Source organism: Streptomyces sp. NBC_01520 (genome assembly GCF_045040375.1).
Taxonomy (GTDB): domain Bacteria; phylum Actinomycetota; class Actinomycetes; order Streptomycetales; family Streptomycetaceae; genus Streptomyces.
Genome location: NZ_CP109404.1, coordinates 6,342,772 through 6,361,367, shown reverse-complemented (window position 1 = coordinate 6,361,367; position 18,596 = coordinate 6,342,772). Strand labels below are relative to the sequence as shown.

Here is an 18,596-nt window from a genome sequence, read left to right as displayed (position 1 = left end):
GTCGGTGCTACATCGTGGAGAGAGCTAACTGATCGTTTCAGAATGAGTTGAGCCGTGGGTCTTGCGCTCGACGATCTTGGTCGGCAAGGTGTCCGGCGTGCGTGCTGATCTTGTTCCTGACGACCTGTGGGAGCGGGTGGCCCCGTTGCTGCCGCCCGCCCCCGAACGGCGCCATCGCCACCCGGGGCGGCTGCGTGTTCCCGATCGAGTGGCGCTCGCCGGCGTCATGTACGTGCTGCGGACCGGTGTCGCGTGGCGTGACGTCCCCGCGGAGGCGGTGGGCTGTTCCGGGGTGACGGCCTGGCGCCGACTGCGGGACTGGACCGAGGCCGGCGTCTGGCTGCGCCTGCACACCGCCCTGTTGATCGAGCTTCGTCGCGCCAGCCTGCTGGACCTGGACGACTGCTCCGTGGACGGATCGCACGTCCGGGCGCTCAAAGGGGGGACCACGTCGGACCCTCGCCCGTCGATCGGGCCCGCTCTGGCTCGAAGCACCACCTGATCGTCGACCGTAACGGAACCCCGCTCGCCGTCACGCTCACCGGTGGCAACCGGCACGACGTCACCCAGCTCCTGCCCCTGCTCGACGCCGTTCCGTCGATCCGGGGTCTGCGGGGGCGTCCCCGCCGCAAGCCCCGGCGTCTGTATGCCGACCGGGGCTACGACTTCGACAAGTACCGCCGCCTGCTGTGGAAGCGCGGCATCAAGCCGATGATCGCCCGACGCGGCGTCGCTCACGGCTCCGGACTGGGCAAGGTGCGCTGGGTGGTCGAGCGCGCCTTCGCCTGGTTGCACCAGTTCAAACGGCTCCGAACCCGCTACGAGCGCCGCGCCGATCTCCACCAGGGCCTGCTCGAACTGGCCTGCAGCCTCATATGCCTGCGCCGCCTCCGAACTTCATTCTGAAAGATCAGTATGGGGCGACGCATCGAAGTTGGTGGCAGGGTAGCGAAGTCGGGTTCCTGCCCTTGCGAGCTGAACTCAGGTGAGGTCGAAGGTGACACTCGCGGAGCCGTCCCAGTCCGGTGCCTCCACGAGCGTGAGGGTTCCATCCTCGGCCTCGACGACTCGCACCGTGATCCCGCCGCAGTCCTCACCTGGAAACGCAATGGAGAAGTGGGGATCCATCTCCATGAGGAAGTCCCAGCCTTCGCGTTGGGTTGCGTCAAGGGCGTTGGCATGCCGACCGGTCGCCCGCCACTTGCCGACCGCGTCGAGAGTGGCAGTGATGTTGATGTCGTACATCTCAAGGCAAATCGACTGATTAACCCACCATTCGAGGCGGCCCTGACCCACGAATCGATCCATGAGCACACTATGCAACTGTGCAGGCCGACCGGGCGAGCCTGCACAGCTGCCGGCCGTCGTGGGGCAGGCCGCGACACAGAACTGCATGGGGCAGACCGGACGGGGCCTCGCCTCATCCGGCGGGCACCCCACACGCCTTCGCCGCCTTGCGACCTCATTCTGAAACCATCAGTAAGGCCGGGCCACGCGCACGCCCACGGCTCGTAGGCCTTCCATGTCTGGTCGTACAATTCCGCCCAGAGTTCGGCGTAGGCATTCGTCAGGCAGTTGAGCCGTAGAGTGCGTAGGAGCAAGGCTGACGCGAGCGGATGATCCTCAGCCGAAGTCGGGAGACGGCGTGCCGGAGTGACATCAAGGTGTCGTACACGCGTGGTCCGCAATAGGTAGTCAACGGGGATACCCGACCAGAACCCAGCCGAGAGTGCCGTTCCACGATTGCTCGGCAAAGCGGCACTGCGCACGGCATGAATGTGAGTCCCACCGGGCGGGATTAGCGCTACATAGAGGCTGCGTTCCGTGTCAGGAGCAATGAACTCTCGCCATACAACCCGGAAGAAGTCTGTGTAAGGCCGCCGTGACCACTCCTCCAGCCACGCACCCACCTCTCCATCCGTGACCTTCTCCTCAGCCGCCAGCCGGGACTCCGCAACCGCCGCCCGCGCCAGACTAACTGCCGTATCGGAGCCTCGTAGATCGGCCAACCGGCGGTGGTCAATCCAGCGGTCCTGCCTCCCCTTGTAGACCGGCTCATCAGCCACGTAGGTGTACTCGGACTCTGGCACAGCGTCATCCGAAAGCGTCTGCGGGTTGACGCCCAACACCTCGCTGCTGCCCTGGCTCGGCTGCTTGAACATCGGATTCGCCAGGCCGAGTTGCGGACCTTTGATGATCACCTCGGACCAGCTGACCGGAAGGTGTCGTACACCGTTCCCGTCCGGCAAGTTGTAGTCGATTAGGCCTTCATCCTTGGCTGTCTTCTCGTTATAACCACCTGCGATCTGAGGGCTGTACATAGCAAGCCGTACTGGGTAGTCAGCGAGCGCTCTGATGGCGTCCGCCTCTGCTGTACTGACTGGTGACAGAAGTCGCGCCTGGGATGCTGGCTGGTCCTCATCGCCGGTCAGCCTCTGCCACTCGGCCAACGTCTCCTCAGTGACCCGCACGATTCGCTTCCTGTGAGGTCGCTCGTCCCACCTTCCTCCGAAGCGCACCCCCGGATCGGGCGCCTCGCCGTCGTCGTCATACGACCTGCGCAGCGCGTCTACGGAGAACAGCCACGACAGGTGGTCGAAGGCGATCTGACCCTCGCGCCCGTAGATATGCACGCCGAACTGCGCTGCGTGACCCACTGGAGGCGGAAAGAACCGATTGCCTGCATTGGAGAAACTGCCATGCACTAGCAACCGTTCGTAGCTGGCTTCCCGGAGGCTCGCCTCCCTGTCCCCGCTGAAATGCGAGTCGGGATGAACAAGACCCACCGTGCCATCGCGTCCCGTGTGCATCCAAGTCATGCACATGAAGGCACGATACAGATTTGGCCGAGTCTCTTGCATCAGCGCGTAGTTGACACGTGAACTGAGAAACTCGGAGGTACCGCTCACCGATGCAAGCTCATCCAGGAAATAGCGGAGGTTACTCTCCTCAGCCAGGACTGATGTCCTTCTAGCCTGACGTACCGAAGTCGGAGGCTTCTCCGTCAGCATGAACCAAGGGTCACGCTCAGCCAGGAGAGGGTTCTCCACCCACTCCGGCCGCACCCAAGGCGGGTTCCCCACCTGGAGGTCGAACCCCCCGCCCTTCCCCCGGAACACATGCGCGAAGTGCAGTTCCCAGTGGAAGAAGCCGTGGCCGTCCTCCGCCTGTATGTCCTTCTCCGTCGAGCCGGCGATGCTCTCCACCACGCCCAGCCAAGGGAAGCGCCCCGTCAGGTGCTGGGCCTCGTCCATGCCCAGGACCGCGACCAGGTCCTTCTCGTACGTCGTCAGGACGTCCAGGTCCTCGATGGCGTCCAGGAACGAGCCCTCCGGTACCTCGTGGGTGCCGAGGAGGCAGTCCAGGAAGTCCAGCCAGTCAGCCAGGGTCTTCAGCGGGATGGTGTCGCGCCAGCGGTTCGTCGGGATGCGTGACTGCCGGCTTCCGCCGCGCCGCTGACCGGACGGACGTTGCTGCTTCTGCTCCTCCTCGACGGGCTCACCGAACAGGGAGACCTTCTCCCAGCCCTGGTCCCCCGGCGCCGGGCCGTCGGTCGGCTCCGGCGCGGCAGGTTCCGCCGTCCGCGCGGCAGGCGCCCCGCCCAGCAGCGCGGCCAGGTCCGCCTCGCTGACGACGCCGCCCCCGACCTCGTACGCCCGTGCCGTGCCGTCGAGCTCGGCGACCTTGTCCAGCGGCCAGAACCACAGGGCGCACCAGGCGTCCATGACCTTCTTCAGGCGCCAGTACGGTGTGCCGGTCGCGGTCAGGTCGTCGAGGACCCGCTGACGGTCGATGGCCTGGTCCGGCTGGTCGAGCCAGTCGGCGCCCCAGACGTCGATGCGGCGAGCGATCTTGTCCTCGGAGAGTTCCAGACGCTTGGCGACCATGCGCCACAGGAACTCCGTCGTGCGGGCCAGCCGCTGGAGGCGCCCGGCCTCCGAGTCACGGTTGCGCTTCTGCCAGGTGGCGTACCGCTTGGCGCGATCGGCGGCCGGCTCGTCCTCGCGTTCGGCGAACGCCGTGCCCTTCGGGGACTTCTGAATGCCCTTGCGCCAGGCGGCGAGCGCCGATGCCTGGTCCGGGGCGAGCTTCTTCGCCTCCGGTTCGGCGGCGACCGCGCCCCAGCCGACGGCCGGGAGGAGGAAGTGGTGGACGGCGCCCTCGGGCAGGTCGCCGTCGCGGAAGGGGAGTTCGTCCGGGGAGAGGGCGTCCTTCCTGGCGAGCCAGGCGCCCTTGTGGAGGTCCTTGCCCCGGTACACCTTGCGGCCCGCGCCGATCAGGGAGTTGCCGCGGCGCAGGTGCAGGCCGAACCAGGGGGCCCGCATGCCGGGGTGCATGGTGTTGAGCCAGAGGGAGACCTCGGCGAGCTCCACGGCGGTGGCGTTGAGGTCGACGCCGTAGGCGTTGTGCAGGGCGACGTAGGCCTTGGTCTTCTGGAGCTCGATCTGGCGGCGCTCGGTGTCGATGCGGCGGCCCAGCTCGCCTTCGCGGCGGCGCAGATACTCCGAGGCGACCTGGTCGATGGCCTCGTTGAGGAACGCGCCGGAGCCGAGGGCCGGTTCGCAGATCTTCCACTCCAGCAGCTCGCGCGCCGGGGTGGTCGTGCCGTCCTGGTCGAGGCGGTGCTTGAGGGCCAGCTCGACCGTGACCTCGGTGAGGGACTTCGGGGTGTAGTAGGAGGCGGAGGTCTGCCGGTCGCGGCCCGCGAGGCGGTAGACGAAGGAGCCCTCGGGGTGGACGACCCGTTCGAGGTGGCCGGTGGTCTCGTCGCGGACGCGCCGGACGAAGACGTCGTCCTCGTACTCGTGGACCTTGGACTCCGGGATCATCCAGCTGCCACCGGACGCGTCACCGCCCTTGGCGACCTCGTACAGGTCCTCCACGGCGATGAAGCCCGTGTAGGACATCAGGCCTTCGTAGACCGCGCCGAGCTGGTTGATGCCGAGCTGGGCGTACGAGATGAAGCCGCCGCGCTCCTTCCCCTTGCCCTTGGTGAGCATCAGACGGCGCAGCACCTTGTGCAGGGTCTCGTTGCGCAGCCGGGTGTCGAGGTAGGGGCCGCGCTTGGACTCCGGGACGGCGGGGTCGTACGCCGGATTCTCCACCTGGTCGTCGGCGATGAGGCGTACGGCCTTCTCGGCGAACAGGTCCGAGCGCAGGGATTCGAAGCGCAGGCCCTCGTCGGCGCTGCGGCCGGCGGTGCGGCGCAGGCGGGCGGCGTCGCTGAGGCGTTCGGTGTACTCGGCCCGGGTGATCGCGCAGGCGGCGAGGAGCTGGTCGGCCTCGCGTTCGGCCTCGGTGGCCTCCTGGAGCGCTGCTTCGGCTTCGAGGTCCTCGGGCTCGGTGCCGTAGGGGCGGTGGCCCTTCTCGACCATGCGGAACAGCAGGTCGAGGGACTCGTAGAGGTGGTAGCCGTTGCGGGAGCGTTCGCCGATGAGGTCGCGGGTGACGAGGTCGCCGAGGCGCTGGAGGCCGTAGCCGCGGTCGTACTCGGGATAGTCGGCGGGCAGGATACCGAGGGCGGGCTGGGCCTCCGCGTACAGGAGGAACAGGATGCGGTAGAGGTAGCGCAGCGACTCGCGGCTGAGCTCCTTGGCAAGGCGTACCGGGTCGTCGAGCTGCGCGGGGGTGACGCCGTTCTCCGGGCTCCGGAGGCGGTCCAGGACCTCGTTGGCGATCCACTCGACCGACAGGCGCAGGCCTTCGCGGAGCTCGGTGGAGACGCCGACGGCGTGTTTGCCGGACTTGTCGACGAAGTCGGCGAGCGGGGCGGATCCTCCCTCCACGGGCACCCGCAGGGAGTCGGCGCCGAACAGCGCGGCGATCGTGTCGAGTTCCCCGCCGTTGCGGTCGTCGCGGCGGCCGAGGGCCTCGTCGAGGACGGCGGCGAGGTAGCGGCCCTCGTACCAGGTGAGCCGGTCGGCGAGGACGATCACACCGCCGACCAGGAGCAGGACGTGGCGCGGGGGATTCTCGCACTCGAAGAGGAAGTCGGCCAGTGCCTTGCCGTCGGTGAGCGACCCGGAGGCCTCCAGGGCGACCGGGTGCAGCAGCCGGCCGGCGCCCTCCGGGTCGAGGGCGGCGTCGGGCTGGGCGGTCCAGCCGCAGGAGACGGCGACGATGCCGGACTCCTGGTGCAGGGCGGTGAGGGTGTACTCGCGCTCGGACCGGTGGACCGTGTGCGTCTGCTCGTGGGCCTCGCTGAAGCCGAGCGCGCGCAAGGTTCCCAGGTGCAGGTCGGTGACGCGCTTGGGCCAGTCAACGGGGACGGGGGCGTCCGGCCGGCCGAGAGCCTCCTCGTCCTTCTCGAAGTCCGCGCGGGAGGCGAAGTACGGTCCGTGCAGGGCGCGCAGGCCTTCCCTGGGTGTACGGGCGCGCGGCGGTACGGTCGCCGGGTCCTCGCCCAGACGCTTGGCGTCGGCGACGGCCGCCGCGTGAACGCGGCGGGCCTCGTCCTCCCTGGCTGCCCAGCGGGCGAGCAGCCCGTCCTTGGCCTTGAGGTCCTTGGGCAGCACCTCGGCCAGGTAGTGGGCCGAGAGGAAGTCGCCCTGGTTGATCAGGGAGTCGTACGTCACGTGAGGTCTCCGCTGTCCGCCGGTTCGGGGCTGTCGATCGGGGCGGGCCGGTCCAGGACGGCCAGGACCCTGAGCAGGGGGCGGCCGGTCGTCCGCAGCTGGTCAAGGAGGTGCGCCTGGTCGTCGGCGGTCTTCTCGACCTGGCGCTGTCTGCGGCTGGTGATGCCCGGCAGGAGTGAGTCCTTCTCCCATCGGGCGAGCTGCTTGCGGTAGTCGGCGAGCGGTTCGCTGATCAGGTCGGCCCAGGCGTCCTTCGTACGCTCCAGGTGGGCGCGGGCCGCTGCGACGGCGGCCGGGACGAGGGACTGGAGGCGGTCCCGGTCGCGGGGTCCGCCGGTGACCGCGAGCCGCGGCCCGACGCCCGCGGCCCGCAGGGCGTCCGACATGGAGGTGACGACCGGCGTGCTGGGCAGTCCGGTGACGGCCATCCACTTCACGACCGTGGGGCGGCCGAGCGCGTTGGAGTAGATGCCCTGGACGAGGAAGGTGGGGTGTCTGGCGTCGGGCGAGGTGATGACGGGGGCCTCTTGCCGGCCGAACTCCACCAGCACCTTGTCCGTCAGCCACTCCACCACCGGGTGGATGTCTGTGAGGAAGGAGACGTTGGGCCAGAGGGTGTCCGAGCTCTCCCGGGCGTCGCTGAGCTTTCGGTCGGCCAGCTCCCGGTCGAAGGTCAGGAGCATCCGCTCGGCGACGCCCTGCTCCTTGAGGTAGGAGGGCGGCAGGGCCTTCAGACGGCGCAGCAGGTCCGGGGCCTTCGCCGGGGACAGCGACAGATACGGGCGGTTGTCGGCGTCCCTGCTTCGGGTGAGGCCGATCAGCTCGTCGGCCCGCTCATCGAATACCTCGGCGAGCGCGGTGTCGACGAAGGCCGCGGTGTCGTTGAAGAGGCTGGGGAGCTCGGCGCGCGCCGGGAGTTCCTGGTCGGTGATCGTGTCGACCTGGCCGAAGAGGCCGGCGAGCAGGCCGTCGTCCTCGCCGGACGGGGCAGCGTCGAAGAAGTCCTCGACGCTGCCGCCCTCGACGAGCTCGCGGATGAGGCGGCGTTCCTCCTCCTCCGCCCGGTAGTAGCCGGTCTCCGCCTCAGCGGTGCCGTTGAGCTTGTGGGCCTCCTCCTCCCGGCGCAGCAGCTTCTCGGCGACCGTGCGGTCGTCCTTCGCACCGGGCACGGCGGAGGTGAGGATCAGGGCGCGGAACTCCGGCTGGACACGCTGCCCGTAGCGGTCGATACGGCCGTTGCGCTGCTCGATGCGGATCAGGGACCAGGGGATGTCGTAGTGGATCAGGTCGCTGCACTGGCGGTGCAGGTTGACGCCCTCGGAGGCGACGTCCCCGGTGAACAGGAGGCGCACCGGGTGGTCGGCGAGGGAGAACGCCTCGCGGATCGCCTGCTGTTCCTGCTCGACGAGTCCGCCGTGCATGAGGAGGACGGGCTTGCGGAAACGCTTGGCCGGATCGCTCGTCGTGCCGGCGGCTGTCTCTTCCGGGGTGCTGTCGGCCGGGAAGCCGAGGCGCGCGGGCACGACACGGGCCAGCCACTTGAGGGTCTCGACGCGTTCGGAGAAGACCACGGCGCGTTTCTTGCCGCCGGGACGGATACCGATCTGTCGCAACTGCTCGACGAGCGCGTCGAGTTTGGCCGAGTCGCCAGGTGCGCTGCCGTCTCCGATGGAGTCGGTGAGCGCGGCCAGGCGGGCAAGGGCCTCCTGCTCGGCATCGAGGGCGGGGTCGTGCCGCTTGCCGTCCTTCGCGTCCTTGCCGGCTTTCGCGGTGAGGTTGTCGCTGCGGTTGGTGACCATCCGGCCGAGCGCGACGTGGGAGGAGAGGAAGGTCTTGAGGACGTTGTGGGCGAAGAGCGGATCGGTGCTGACGGAGACCCGGTCCTGGTCGCCTGTGCCGAATTCGACCGTGGTGGGCGGGGCCGGCAGCCAGTGCTCGGCCAGTTCGGCGAAGATCCGCTCCTCGGCCTCGGTGGCGGCGCAGTGCACGGAGTGGGTGGGCCCCCGGTCCGCCCACTCCTCGCCCATCTGGTCACGGACCTCGGGGCTGATCTTCGTACGGCGGATGTAGAGGTGCCCGAGGTCCTTCTCCGGGTCATAGTCGTTCGCGTCGACGATCGCCGCCGGGTCGAGGAGGGACACCAGGTCGGCGAAGGACTGCTTGTCGCCGTTGTGCGGGGTGGCGCTGGCGAGGAGCAGCGCGTCGGTACGCGGGCCGAGGATCTCGGCGAGGGCCCGGCGCTGGCTGCCGGGGTTGATCAGGTTGTGCGACTCGTCGATGACGACCGCGTCCCACTGGATGCGCTCCAGGTGGTGCCGGAACTGGCCGATGTTCTTGAGGGTGTCGACGGAGATGATGACGCGCTTGTAGTGCGTGAACGGGTTCCGGCCGGCCGGGATCTCGCGCTGGATCCGCTGGATGCCGAGGGAGTCCAGGCGGACCAGGGGGATGGAGAAGCGGGTCCACAGCTCGTGCTGGAACTGCTCCAGCACGCTCTGCGGGGTGACGACGAGGATGCGTTCGCCGCGTCCGCGGCGGATCAACTCGGCGAGGGTGATCCCTATCTCCAGCGTCTTGCCCAGGCCCACGACGTCGGCGATCAGGATGCGGGGGCGCAGGTTGCGCATGGAGAGCGCCAGCTCGGCGGGGCGCTGCTGATAGCTGAGCGGGTCCAGCAGGAAGCCGTCGGCGAGGGCCAGCCCGCGTTCGGACTGCGGGAGCGGGGTCTTGCGCAGGACTGCCTCCAGGAAGAGACGGCTGCTGCGGAAGTAGGAGGACGTGTCGGGAACGAGTGTCGTCTTCTCGGGGTCGACGAGCTCGACGTCGTCGATCTCGGTGAAGAAGACCGCTTCCTCGTCGCGTACGAACTCCGAGACCCCGACGGCTTCGATCCTGTCGCCGTCCCGGTCGGTACTTCTGGCGCTCCTGACCAGCCATTCCTCGTCACGGACGTGGATCTGCGCGCCTGCCGGGTACCGGGTCTCCCCCTGGTCTGCCACCCGTGATTCCTTCGTTTGATGCGTGTCGGTCCCTGGTCCCCCAGTGCTTCACGAGTCTTTCACGGGGTTGGAGGGCGCCGTGCGGCTCCCGCACATCCTCAGAAGGTGGCCTCACGGGAGTAGGCGGCGCGCAGCGACTCGGCGATCCGTAGCGGGGCGGTCAGACGGACGCCGGTGCCTGATGCGCCGCGCTCCCGCTCCTGCTCGGCAGCGGGGGCCGGCACCGCGTCCTCCGGTTCAGGACCGGGGGCCTCCTCCGCGTCGGCGGCCACGTCGACGACCGTCGGCATGTAAGCCGGGTCCACGGCCGGCGGGAGCGGTGCGATGTCGAGCGGCACCGCCGGGGTGCGGGCGGTGAGCTTGCGCCTGGCTTCACCCGGGGTGAGACCGAGACCCCGGATGACATCCGCGAGCTGTCTGGTGACTTCCCCCAGCGCGGGCCGGCTGCCCGGGTCCTTGGCCAGCATGGCGGCGATCACTGATTGCAACTCCGGTGCCAGGCCCGCCAGGTCGGGCACTGCGGCGGGGTCCTCGATGCGCAACGCCACGGCCTGCCAGCTGGGCCCGGTGTACGGGTAGTGCCCGGTCGCCGCGTACAGGAGACAGGCACCGAGGGCATAGACGTCGGCGCCACGGCCGAGGTCGGTCTCGCCCCGGGCCTGCTCGGGCGGCATGCACAGGACCGAGCCGACGACGACTCCGGTCGCGGTCAGTACGGAGCGCCGCTCGGCGAGAACGGCCAGGCCGAAATCGATGACTTTGGGGCCGTACTCGGCGAGCAGAATGTTCTGCGGCTTCAGGTCGCGGTGCAGCAGTCCTGCCTCGTGAATGGTGCCGAGCCCTTCGGCAAGCAGGGCGCCCAGGCTCGCGGTCTCGGCCGGGGGCAGCGGCCCGTGCCCGGTTACGTACGTCCGCAGGTCCGGTCCCGCGACGTACTCGACGGCGAGCCAGGGCAGGTCCGCCTGGGCGTCGGCCGCCACGAACGCGGCGACGCACGGGCCGTACACCACCTTGAGGCTGTCGACCTCGGACACGAACCTGGCGCGGGTGTCCTCGTCGAGGACCGCCCGCCTGATCACTTTCACAGCAACCAGGTGGCCGGCCTCGGACTCACCGAGATAGACAAGACCCATACCACCGGCACCGATGCGCCCGTGCAGGACGTACCCGCCGATGCGGGCCGGATCCTCGCCGCTCAGTGGCTCCACGGTGACGGCCTTCCCTTCGGCGCTGACAGCGGGATGTCGAGGATATACGGGCAGCTCGCAGCGGGGCCCTCGGTTATGGGGCATAGCCGCGAGTGCCTGGCGCACGATGCTTCGAGTCGACAGCGGCCCGCTTCCGGGAGGTGAGCAGGGCTCGGATGACGACTCCAAGAGGATCTCTTCGCGGTCCATGGACCACTGCAGTCGGCCGCGACGGCGTCTCGGCGCGGCCTCCTGGGGCCGTGGGTGACAGCCAGGTCCCCGGAGCATGGGACATTGATTCCTTTTCAACCTGCATCAGCAGTACGCCGTGGGGCTGACAACAGGGTGAAGCCCCCGGTGGGTGGGATTTCGACCAAGATCACCAGTCTGCCAGGAGCTTTCGCGTGCTTGTCTACCCGTCCGGTATCGATCTGTCCAGCCGCACTCTGCAGCACCTATCCGGTCTCCTCGCAGGCCACCGTCGTCGGATCGGCTCCCGGTGGCGGCGCCTGACCTGTGGCCGGCAGGCCGTGCTCGTCCTGGCCTACCTGCGCTGCGGCGACACCTACGCCCGCCTCGCAGCAGGTTTCCGTGTCGGGATCGCGACGGTCCACCGGTACATACGCGAGGCCGTCGACCTCCTGGCCGCTCTCGCGCCCACGCTGGAACAGGCCATGACGACGGTGCGGAAGAAGGCGTACGTGATCCTCGACGGCACCGTGCTGCCGATCGACCGCATCGCCGCCGACCAGCCGTGCTACTCGGGGAAGAAGAAGCACCACGGGATGAACGTGCAGGTCCTCGCGGATCCAGTCGGCCGCCTGATCTGGGCCTCGGACGTGCTACCCGGAGCCGTGCACGATCTGACCGCGGCCCGGACCCACGGCATTCCCGCCGCTCTCGCCGCTGACGACGTCAAGTGCTGGGCTGACAAGGCGTATCAGGGCGCAGGCCCTGCTGTCCGCGTCCCGTTCCGGGGCAAGAACCTGCGTGGCTGGCGTCGTCGTCACAACCGCGATCACGCCAAGATCCGCAGCCTCGGCGAACGCGCCATGGCCACCCTCAAATTCTGGCGCCTCCTGAGGAAGCTCCGCTGCAGCACCACCCGGATCACCGCCGTCGTCCGTGCCGTCGTCGCACTCGAACTCGCCACCTGATCAAGATGGAAAAGGCTCAGTGCGTTGGCGCCGGCGCGCTGGTTGCGCTCGTTCAGGCGCCGCAGCTCCGCCTTCGCGGCGGGGAGATGCACCAGCGCCCATCGGCCGCCCGCGGCCTCGATCGTCTTCTTCCACGCATCGCGGTCCTTGCGCAGTGCGCCCCCGAGCCGTTGATCGACCAGATGCTGCGGAAGGTCCGTTCGGCCGACGGCTCCTGGCTCCTTGCCCCTGGCCAGGACTCCCGACTCTGCCGGGACTCCTGGGCAGGAGGTCTGCGAGCACGCTCAGGGTGATCAGGAACTGGTCGGGGCAAGCGTCGTCCGCTCAAGGCGGGCGAGGTGACGGTCGTGCACGCGGCTGAGGATCAGCAGCGAGCACGCGGCGCCGATCAGCGCGCAGAACATGTCCCACTGGGTGTCCCACACATCGCCCTGGGTGGCCAGGAACGCGTCGGCCGCCTGCCCTCCCGTCACGGCCGCCACCCACTCCAGCATCTCGAAGACCGCGCTGAAGGCGAGGCAGGCGCAGACCGTCAACGGGGCCAGCCATCGGCTGCCGCGCAGCGGCGAGGTGCGGACGAGGAGTTCCCGGACCAGGATCGCCGGGACGAATCCCTGCATGAGGTGGCCGAAGCGGTCGTAGGGGTTGCGTTCCAGGCCGAACCAGTCCCGTACCCAGTCACCCGCGGGCACCTCCGCGTAGGTGTAGTGGCCGCCCACGATGAGGACCAGGGCGTGCGCGGCCAGCAGACAGCACAACAGATCGCTGAGCGGGAACCGCTTGCGCAGCAGGACCGCCAACGGCAGGCCCAACATCACCCAGACAGTTTCCAGCAGCCAGGTGGTGGGGTCCTTCGGGTGCCACGCCGACACCGTGAGCGCGCCCGCGACGACGGCCACCAGTACGACGGGCAGCCGATGTCTGGTGAGGCGAGCTCTCGCCTGACCGGTGACCGGCTGTGGTTCAGCCGTCGGGCCGACGGCGGTGGAATCGGCGGACATGGCTGGCTCCCTGTGTTGGTGGACATCATCCTCGGGTGGCTCCCAAGGTCTCGGCATCAGCACGGCTGCTCATCTACCGCCGGGTGAAGCCGGCCGACTTGGTGTCCAGGGTTGTGGTGCCGTCCTGCGCAGTGGCCAGGACGGCAACGTGCCAGGCGCCGCGCGGGGATGACTCGGCGTCGGAGCCGGTGATCCTGGTGGTGTAGGTGCAGCGCACGGTCTCCTGTCCGGCAGGCTTGCAGACGGCCGGCTCCGCAGTGGCCATGTCCTTGGTGGTCAGCTCCTCCTTGGCGAGGGACGAGTTCTCCGGCCAGGCCAGTACCTTCACGCTCTTGACGCCGGAGGACGCCGTGACGTCGGTGGCGAAGGTCAGCGAGCCGTCACGGTCGCCCTCGGGAGCGGTGTAGCGGGCATCACTGTGCGCCAGGGCCAGAGGCTGCTCCCCGGCGTGGGCCAGAGCGAAGGCCCCGGCACCACCGAGGGCGAGAACACCGGCGGCGACTGACAGAGCGATACGTCGGGACATGAGATTCTCCGTAACTGTCTTAAGCACTGGATCGGTCCGGGCCACTCGGTGGGCGGCGCCTCTGCACCGATACTCGCCGCGCAGCGGCCTGCCGGGCCTGAGTGCGACTACTCAACTCAGCCTGAGTAGGCCCAGATTTCGTGCGGACTCGCGTGACGGGACGTCACGTTTACCCTCAAGTGGGCGGGTTGTCTGGGGTGCCGGAGTGGTGAAAGCAGACCACGACCCCTGATGATCAAGGTGTCCGAGCTGGATCCGGCTCGCAGACCCGCGCCGACGACAGGATCGGCGTTACCGGCTCGGAGCCAGGCCCGCCCTGTGCGGTGCCGCAGTCCTGGCGCCGGGGCGGTCACACTCGCCGCGATCAGGGGGGCGGCGGCAGCAGCCGAGTCGGCACCCTGGGCGTATGTCGGTGCACCAGACGGAAGGCTCGTACGCTGGGTCAGCGTACGAGTGCGGAGAGTGTACGGCGCCCGTAGTTTCAGCGGATCGGGAGGGCCTGGCCGACAGCCGGCGGCGAACGGATCCGGGCTGTCCGCGCCGAACACCCGTCGGTCAGCGCACTCCTGGCCCGCCGTCATTTATCTGGGAGGACCATGGCACCCGGTGTCGTCGTAAAGAATCTTCAAAAGGCGGATGCAGTTCGCGAGATCGACGCCTCCTTATGGAGGACAGCGCAGAGAGGCGAGCCCATCAGGTCCGCGGGACCGGCTCGCGTGCGATCGAGGAGCGCGATGGCTCAGCAGGATGGCAGGCCCGGCAAACTCCCGGGGCTGCTCAAGTACTTCCGACCGGATCTGTTCGGCCCCCGTCATGGAGTTCTCCAGGTCATCGGCGGCACCGGAGAGGAGCAACTCTCACCGGAGGCCGCCGAGCAGTGGCACGAGGCGCTCGCGCTCGGCGACCGCTGGTTCTTCATGACTCGGAAGCGGCTCACGAAGGAGCACGCCGAGGACATCTGGCAGATCGTGCTTCTCGCGGTGTGGCGGACACTGAGGGACCACGGACCGGTGGACCGCATGAGCGCTTACCTGGGCGTGGTCCACAGCCGCGAAGTGGCACGGTACATCGACCGGATGAAGGAACACACGCTGACCGTCCTGGGTCAGGACGTCCGCGTCGAGGCGGCGGACGACGCGCATGTGCCGCACAACCTGGCGGACCTGCACGAGCGCGCCCGGCGTCTCGCCAAGGAGCTCGAAGGGCTGGTGACTCCGGCGCAGGCGGAGGCGGTGATCCTCGTCGACGCGTACGGCCTCGACTCCAGGTTCGTCGCCGAGCTGACGGGCACGACACACACCATGGTGCGCAATCGCGCCAGCAGGGCGCGCCGGGAGATGCGGAAGCCCGACGTCAAGAAGCAGGTGCACACGCGGCTGGGCGTCACCGACTGAAGCCCGGAATGCCTTCTACGGTCCGCGTCCGTACGACCGCCGCCGCGTACGGACGCGGCCCCGAGTGGGCCGTCCGACATCAGGCCCAGAGCTGCGCAGAGAGCAACTGCGCAGACCCGAATGAGGAAGTTGGAATCAGATGAACAACGAGTCTGGGGGGGCTATGCACAACGTGGGGCGGTGGGTGATCGTACTTGTGGCCGCGCTCTGGGGGTCGGTGTACCGGCTGTACGACCGGACACTGATCGCCGTGATGTCCTGGCTGCCGATTCGAGCGGACCAGGATGTTCCGGGGAGGCGTGCCGACGGGGGGAACGGCACGGCCCGGTCCGTGGGCAACGGGGCACGGACACTGGACCCGCAGGAAGCATGAGCGGGACACGGATGCCTCGGCGTCCCGGCCGATCGAAGCGGCCGAGCAGCTGTACGCGTCCGCACCGCGCCCCCGCTCAGTCGGCGGAGCGGGGTTGCGACTGAGGTGACTGATGCGTCAACGCCTTGGAGTTCCGGGGGAACGTCAAGGCTGTGACGGGGGACATCGACAGAGCCGGACGCCTTTGATGCACATGAGGCGTCCGGCTCCTCCTATCGAGAGACAGGACAACACCGCACTGTCGCCGCGGAGTTCGAGTGAGGCACGGCTTCGCCGCATCCCGGCAGTGCTCCTTGGAGGAGTCCCATGAACACCCTGCCCGAGCCGTACGCGAACCGCCAGGTCGAGGCCGCCGAGGTCGAGGCCGTCACCCTCCTGATCGAGGCGAGGCGCGAACTCGGCCTCCGCGAGGCGGAGACGTGGGCCGCCCGTCGCGAGGTACGCCGGCTGCGCCGCGCCCGCCGGGCCGAGATGTACCGCCGCGTCGTACGGAACGCGCAGGTGCCGTTCCGTGTCGGCTGTGCGGTGCTCGGCACCCTGGCCTTCCTCGCGAGCGCCGTGATGTTCGCCCATGGCCACCAGCAGGCGGCCGACACGCTCAGCGCCGCCGGGGCGTTCTGGGCGCTCGCGGTGATGCTGCGGCCGTCCAGGTAGCCAGGGCCCGGTCGCGCACGCCTTCGCCGCCGGATCACCGAGCTTGGCCAGGGCGGAGGCGAGCCTCGTAGGGCTGACTTCGGGCCACTCCCGGGAGTGGTCGACGTCGGCGAGGCCCGTTCGTGCTGTCCGCCGTCATGTCACACGCTCCGGTCAGGCGGTCACCTTGGCGATGAACGCGGCGAGGTTCGCCACGGTCCGCCCCACCTTCTCCTCCAGGGTGAGGGACTCCTGGAGGCGTCCGCCCACGCCCGCGTCCTTCCTCCCGCGTACGTAGAGGGAACAGGCCAGGTCGCTGCACATGTAGACGCCGACCGAATTGCCCTGCTGCCCGGCCTTCCCGGACCTCGGCGCGACCATCAGGGAGACGCCCCCGGTGTGGATGGTCACGCACACCGAGCACATGCTGCGCCGTGTCTGCCAGGAGCCGGTGCCGGAGGAGCGCAACTGGACGCCGACGGGGCGGCCGTCCAGCTCGATCACGAGGTAGGCCCGGTCGGGGGCCTGGGGATCTCGCCAGCCCAGGAAGTCCAGGTCGTCCCAGCACCGCTCGGCCAGGTCGCGGGGGACCGCCAGGCGCTTGGCCTCGCCCTTGGTGCAGTTCACGAACGCGCTACGGATCTCTTGCTCAGTCAACGACTTCATACGTGACACGCTAATTTGCCTAAAACGATTAGGCAAATACATAATGATCGATGGCAAGGGTGAGACGTGATTCGGAGGATGCGCATGGCACAGGGTGGACGGGCAGGACTGACCACGGAGCGCCTGGTCCGGGCCGGCGCGGAGCTCGCCGACGAGATCGGCTTCGAGCAGGCGACCCCCGCGGAGCTGGCCCGGCGGTTCGGTGTCAGGACGGCGAGCCTGTACTCGCACGTGAAGAACGCCCACGACCTCAAGACCAGGATCGCCCTGCTCGCCCTGGAGGAGCTCGCCGACCAGGTCTCCACCGCGGTGGCCGGGCGGGCCGGCAAGGACGCCCTGACCGCTTTCGCGAACGTCTACCGCGACTACGCCCTCGCACACCCGGGGCGCTTCGCCGCCGCCCGGTTCCGGCTCGACCCGGAGACGGCGGCGGCCAGTGCGGGCGTCCGGCACGCACAGATGACGCGGGCGATCCTGCGCGGATACGACCTGGCCGAACCGCACCAGACGCACGCCGTGCGGCTGCTGGGCAGCGTCTTCAGTGGATACGTCGGCCTGGAGACGGCCGGCGGGTTCAGCCACAGCGCCCCCGACTCGCAGGAGAGCTGGACCGAGATCCTCGACGCCCTCGACGTCCTCCTGCGTACCTGGCCCACCACCTCCTGATCACCCCTCTTTTTTTGGCGGCCTCACCCGTCACTGCCCTCGACCGAGGAGACCGGCGCCACGGACACCGAGCGCGCCTGGACCACCACCCCCGTCACCGCTGACCTCCTGCGCGGCGCCGTCGACCTGGAGCGCACCGAACGCGGTGTACTGCCCCACCTGCTGCCCGCGCGCGCCCGGCAGCAGATCCCCGACGGGCAGCCGGCCATGGCGGAGTCGCAGCCCTCCGGTGTGCGGCTGGTCTTCCGGACCCGGGCCACGGCCGTCGAGCTGGACGTCGTGGCCACCAAGCGGATCTACGTGGGAGCGCCGCCAGTCCCCGACGGGGTGTACGAGCTCCTCGTCGACGGGCGGCTCGCAAGCCGGGCCTGCGCGGCCGAGGGTGACACGCTCACCGTCGACCTGGCTTCCGGGACCGCGCGGACCCGGTCCGGGCCGGTGGAGACCCTGCGGTTCAGCGGCCTGCCGGATCACGCGAAGGACGTCGAGATCTGGTTGCCGCACGACGAGACCACCCAACTGGCCGCCCTGCGCACCGACGCCCCCGTGCACGTACCGCCGGACGGCGGCCGCAAGGTCTGGCTGCACCACGGCAGTTCCATCAGCCACGGCTCCAACGCCACGGCCCCGACCGGGACCTGGCCCGCCGTGGCTGCCGCGCTGGGCAGGGTGGAGCTGGTCAACATGGGATTCAGCGGCAGTGCTCTGCTCGACCCGTTCACCGCCCGCGCCATGCGTGACACCCGCGCCGACCTGATCAGCGTCAAGACCGGCATCAACTTCGTCAACACCGACCTGATGCGGCTGCGGGCGTTCGGCCCGGCCGTCCACGGTTTCCTCGACACCATCCGTGACGGCCACCCCACCACCCCGCTGATCGTCGTCTCACCCGTCCACTGCGCCCTCCACGAGGACACACCGGGTCCCACCGCCACGGACTTCAGCGAGCTGAGCGAGGGACGGCTACGGTTCGTAGCCACCGGCGATCCCGCGGACAGGGCGACGGGGAAGCTCACGCTCAACGTGATCCGGGAGGAACTGGCCCGTATCGTCGAGGAGCGTGCCGTCACCGACCCGGACCTGCACCACCTCCATGGCCTCGACCTCTACGGCGCGGCCGAGGAGGCCGAACTGCCGCTGCCCGACGGCCTGCACCCGGACCCCGCCGCCCACCTGCGCATCGGCGAACGCTTCGCCCGCCTCGCCTTCGACGGCGGACCTTTCGCTACGAGGAGCCGCTGAGCCCGCGCGCCGATAACCATCGGCAACAACGGGGCATCTAACCTTTCCGCAACGACATTCAGGCGGCGGGCGGGTGGTCAAGGCGGCGCGCAGGAGCACTCCGTGGGCGGCTTGGTGAGCCGTTCCGCGGAGCTCCGCGATCCGCTCACCAGGTGCCGGACCGCTGGTCAGGCAGGG

General features: G+C 69.0%; 13 protein-coding genes. 7 read left to right on the top strand and 6 right to left on the bottom strand.

The window, feature by feature from the left end; all coding sequences use genetic code 11:
- Nucleotides 1-97 precede the first annotated feature (97 nt).
- Nucleotides 98-906, top strand: a protein-coding gene (locus OG524_RS28725; RefSeq protein ID WP_405808419.1) for an IS5 family transposase whose coding sequence is annotated in 2 segments (ribosomal slippage) — nucleotides 98-437 and nucleotides 437-906 — 810 coding nt in all. Because the reading frame shifts where the segments join, the coding sequence is not laid out codon by codon here.
- Here OG524_RS28725 and OG524_RS28720 read toward each other — a convergent pair.
- The 3 genes from OG524_RS28720 to OG524_RS28710 form a co-directional block, all read right to left on the bottom strand.
- Nucleotides 819-6,575 (bottom strand): hypothetical protein, encoded by a 5,757-nt coding sequence (locus tag OG524_RS28720; protein WP_405811920.1) that lies wholly within the window; start codon nucleotides 6,573-6,575, stop codon nucleotides 819-821. The genes OG524_RS28725 and OG524_RS28720 overlap by 88 nt on opposite strands.
- Nucleotides 6,572-9,574: an SNF2-related protein gene (locus OG524_RS28715; RefSeq protein WP_405811919.1), complete on the bottom strand. Its 3,003-nt coding sequence runs from the start codon at nucleotides 9,572-9,574 to the stop codon at nucleotides 6,572-6,574. Before OG524_RS28715 ends, OG524_RS28720 begins: the two co-directional genes overlap by 4 nt.
- A 98-nt stretch (nucleotides 9,575-9,672) precedes the next feature.
- Nucleotides 9,673-10,782, bottom strand: a complete 1,110-nt coding sequence (locus OG524_RS28710; protein ID WP_405811918.1) for a serine/threonine-protein kinase — start codon at nucleotides 10,780-10,782, stop codon at nucleotides 9,673-9,675.
- 383 nt (nucleotides 10,783-11,165) lie between these two features.
- Here OG524_RS28710 and OG524_RS28705 point away from each other — a divergent pair, with 383 nt between their 5' ends.
- Nucleotides 11,166-11,918, top strand: coding sequence for a transposase family protein (locus tag OG524_RS28705; RefSeq protein ID WP_405387807.1), 753 nt, complete (start codon nucleotides 11,166-11,168; stop codon nucleotides 11,916-11,918).
- Between the two features lie 293 nt (nucleotides 11,919-12,211).
- On the opposite strand, the gene OG524_RS28700 is transcribed toward OG524_RS28705, so the two are convergent.
- Both OG524_RS28700 and OG524_RS28695 read right to left on the bottom strand, forming a co-directional pair.
- A complete protein-coding gene (locus OG524_RS28700) occupies nucleotides 12,212-12,919 on the bottom strand; it encodes a DUF2238 domain-containing protein (protein WP_405811917.1) in 708 nt (235 codons plus the stop codon).
- Between the two features lie 73 nt (nucleotides 12,920-12,992).
- Entirely contained in the window at nucleotides 12,993-13,445 is a 453-nt protein-coding gene (locus OG524_RS28695; protein ID WP_405811916.1) for a DUF5707 domain-containing protein, read from the bottom strand.
- Nucleotides 13,446-14,179: 734 nt separating this feature from the next.
- Here OG524_RS28695 and OG524_RS28690 point away from each other — a divergent pair.
- The 3 genes from OG524_RS28690 (at nucleotide 14,180) to OG524_RS28680 (ending at nucleotide 15,866) form a co-directional block, all read left to right on the top strand.
- Nucleotides 14,180-14,839 carry an RNA polymerase sigma factor gene (locus OG524_RS28690; protein ID WP_405387811.1) on the top strand — a complete coding sequence of 220 codons (660 nt, stop codon included), beginning with the start codon at nucleotides 14,180-14,182 and terminating at the stop codon, nucleotides 14,837-14,839.
- Nucleotides 14,840-15,023: 184 nt separating this feature from the next.
- Nucleotides 15,024-15,212, top strand: a complete 189-nt coding sequence (locus OG524_RS28685; protein WP_405387812.1) for a hypothetical protein — start codon at nucleotides 15,024-15,026, stop codon at nucleotides 15,210-15,212.
- 306 nt (nucleotides 15,213-15,518) lie between these two features.
- Nucleotides 15,519-15,866, top strand: coding sequence for a hypothetical protein (locus tag OG524_RS28680; protein ID WP_405811915.1), 348 nt, complete (start codon nucleotides 15,519-15,521; stop codon nucleotides 15,864-15,866).
- 153 nt (nucleotides 15,867-16,019) lie between these two features.
- Here OG524_RS28680 and OG524_RS28675 read toward each other — a convergent pair whose 3' ends face one another.
- Nucleotides 16,020-16,511, bottom strand: coding sequence for an FBP domain-containing protein (locus OG524_RS28675; RefSeq protein WP_405387814.1), 492 nt, complete (start codon nucleotides 16,509-16,511; stop codon nucleotides 16,020-16,022).
- Between the two features lie 84 nt (nucleotides 16,512-16,595).
- On the opposite strand from OG524_RS28675, the gene OG524_RS28670 reads away from it, so the two are divergent.
- A complete protein-coding gene (locus OG524_RS28670) occupies nucleotides 16,596-17,177 on the top strand; it encodes a TetR/AcrR family transcriptional regulator (RefSeq protein WP_405811914.1) in 582 nt (193 codons plus the stop codon).
- A 33-nt stretch (nucleotides 17,178-17,210) separates the two neighbouring features.
- Complete coding sequence (locus OG524_RS28665) at nucleotides 17,211-18,419, top strand: SGNH/GDSL hydrolase family protein (protein WP_405812511.1); 1,209 nt, start codon at nucleotides 17,211-17,213, stop codon at nucleotides 18,417-18,419.
- Nucleotides 18,420-18,596: the final 177 nt, after the last annotated feature.

Coding starts and splice junctions, on each gene's coding strand:
- OG524_RS28670 (WP_405811914.1), top strand. CDS start 16,596: ATGGCACAGGGTGGACGGGCAGGACTGACCACGGAGCGCCTGGTCCGG.
- OG524_RS28680 (WP_405811915.1), top strand. CDS start 15,519: ATGAACACCCTGCCCGAGCCGTACGCGAACCGCCAGGTCGAGGCCGCC.
- OG524_RS28690 (WP_405387811.1), top strand. CDS start 14,180: ATGGCTCAGCAGGATGGCAGGCCCGGCAAACTCCCGGGGCTGCTCAAG.
- OG524_RS28695 (WP_405811916.1), bottom strand. CDS start 13,445: ATGTCCCGACGTATCGCTCTGTCAGTCGCCGCCGGTGTTCTCGCCCTC.
- OG524_RS28675 (WP_405387814.1), bottom strand. CDS start 16,511: ATGAAGTCGTTGACTGAGCAAGAGATCCGTAGCGCGTTCGTGAACTGC.
- OG524_RS28700 (WP_405811917.1), bottom strand. CDS start 12,919: ATGTCCGCCGATTCCACCGCCGTCGGCCCGACGGCTGAACCACAGCCG.